At 73.3% G+C, this 1,679-nt stretch carries 2 protein-coding genes; both read left to right on the top strand.

Annotated elements, in window-relative coordinates; translation table 11 throughout:
* A partial coding sequence (locus H5J29_RS34520; RefSeq protein ID WP_220188188.1) for a hypothetical protein occupies positions 1–277 on the top strand: 277 nt, incomplete at its 5' end.
* Between the two features lie 81 nt (positions 278–358).
* The gene (locus H5J29_RS31730; RefSeq protein ID WP_181784609.1) at positions 359–1,279 is read left to right on the top strand and encodes a sulfite exporter TauE/SafE family protein; all 921 of its coding nucleotides are present in this window, start codon (positions 359–361) and stop codon (positions 1,277–1,279) included.
* Positions 1,280–1,679: the final 400 nt, after the last annotated feature.

Below are 1,679 nucleotides of genomic sequence, written 5' to 3'. Positions count from 1 at the left end.
TGCAGCGCTACGTCGCCGCGGCCCGCCACCTTCTCGTGCCGACCCGGTGACCACCCCGGACACGCGGAACGGTCCGGACATTCTCGGCGACTTCCGCATTCCGGACTCCCGGTTGAGGTCACCCGATCGGGCACCCACCATGGTGGTCATGTCCGCCGCGACGCCCCACCCCGGCCTGCCCGCCGGTGTCGTCGCGCTGCGCCCGTTGCGGCCGTCGGACCTGGAGACGTTCTGGCCGTCGAGGCGTGGCCACGCCTTCGACGAGCTGTGTCGCTGACCGCTCCTCCCGGTCCCGTCCGCCCACGCCCACGCCGTGACCCGGCGCGCGAGCGTCACGTCCCACCTCGAGAGAACACTCATGCGCACCCTCATCGTCTTCGCCCTCGTGGGCTTCGGCGCCCAGCTCGTCGACGGCGCCCTCGGCATGGCCTACGGCGTCACCTCCACCTCGTTGCTGCTGGTCGCGGGCGTGAACCCGGCCACGGCCAGCGCCTCGGTGCACCTCGCCGAGGTCGGCACCACCCTCGCCGCGGGCGCCTCGCACTGGCGCTTCGGCAACGTCGACTGGAAGCTCGTCCTCAAGCTCGGCGTGCCGGGCGCGATCGGCGCCTTCCTCGGCGCGACCGCGCTGTCCGCCCTGGCCACGGACGACGCCGCGCCGTACATGTCCGGCATCCTGCTGGCCCTCGGCGTCTACATCCTGGTCCGGTTCACGATCCGCCCGCCGCGGGTCGCCACCGCCCGCAAGTCGCCGCACGGCGCCAAGTTCCTCTCCCCGCTCGGCCTCGTCGGCGGGTTCATCGACGCCTCGGGCGGCGGCGGCTGGGGCCCGGTGGCCACCCCGGCGCTGCTCACCGCGGGCAAGACCGCGCCGCGGACCGTCATCGGCTCGGTGGACACCTCGGAGTTCCTCGTCGCGCTGGCCGCCAGCGTCGGCTTCCTGATCGGGCTCGGCTCCGAGGTGCTGGACCCCTTCACGATCGGCGGCCTGCTGATCGGCGGGGTACTCGCCGCGCCGCTGGCGGCGTGGCTCGTCACCAAGGTCCCGGCGCCGGTGCTCGGCTCCGCGGTCGGCGGCATCATCATCTTCACCAACGCCCGCACGATCCTCCGCGCGCTCGAGGCGCCCGGGGCGGTGTCCCTGTCGATCTACGTCGTGATCATCGCGGTGTGGATCGCGGCGGTCGCCACGTCGGTGACGAAGGTCCGTCGCGGCACGATCCCGGCCGAGGCGGCCTCGGAGAAGGCCGTCGAGGAGGCGGAGCAGGCGCGCGCCTGAGGATCTGCGGGTGCTCGCGGGCGGCCTGGGTCGCTGAGGCGCGGTCCGAGTCGCCCGATCAGGGAGTGCACTCGGTCGCGGCCCGAAGTTGTGTGCGCTCAGCGCTGTCCGCACCGCGCTGAGTGCACCCAACCCGTGATCATGCCGCGCTGAGAGCACGAAACGTGCGATCTTGAACGCCGAGGCCTACGAGCTCGAGCCCCGGAGACGGCGTGCGATCTCCCGGGCTGCGGACCGCTCGGGAAGCTCAGGCCGCCGCGGTGGCTGCGCTCGCGAGGGACTGCAGGACCGCCCGGGCGACGGCGTCGTTGTAGCGCAGGCTCTGCGCGTTCATGCCGGGGCGGGTGAAGGCACCCGCCACCTTCACCGTGGTGTGCGGGCCGACGGCGAAGCGGCGCTC

The sequence above is a fragment of the Pseudonocardia pini genome (assembly GCF_013870575.1).
Taxonomy (GTDB): Bacteria; Actinomycetota; Actinomycetes; order Mycobacteriales; family Pseudonocardiaceae; genus Pseudonocardia; species Pseudonocardia pini.
This window is presented reverse-complemented; position numbering and strand designations above follow the sequence as displayed.

Coding starts and splice junctions, on each gene's coding strand:
- H5J29_RS31730 (WP_181784609.1), top strand. CDS start 359: ATGCGCACCCTCATCGTCTTCGCCCTCGTGGGCTTCGGCGCCCAGCTC.